Source organism: Rothia nasimurium, from assembly GCF_928381415.1.
Classification (GTDB): domain Bacteria; phylum Actinomycetota; class Actinomycetes; order Actinomycetales; family Micrococcaceae; genus Rothia; species Rothia nasimurium_H.
Map to the genome: position 1 here is coordinate 1 of NZ_CAKMSF010000047.1, position 254 is coordinate 254.

Annotated in this window: 1 pseudogene; it reads left to right on the top strand. The window is 55.1% G+C overall.

The annotated features are described in order from the left end of the window. Nucleotides 1-128: 128 nt before the first annotated feature. A pseudogene (locus L7A20_RS11930) lies at nt 129-254 on the top strand (transposase); the annotation flags it as partial.

Here is a 254-nt window from a genome sequence, read left to right on the forward strand (position 1 = left end):
GCTCGGCGGTGGATGAGTCGGTGGAAGCCGGCGTTGAATGCTTTTGCTATTGTTTTTGGTGATCGGTTGCCGCAGGTGGCTGGTCGCTAGATTTGTTGTGGGTTTACACCGTTAATCTGACAGTCCCCACCGCAACGGTCCTTGACCAGATGAATGAATGGGCCGCCAGGCCCCTAGAAACGGTCTACCTGGCTGTGTTTATCGATGCAATCTACCTGAAAGTCCGCGAAGGGCAGGTAAGCAACCGCCCCTTC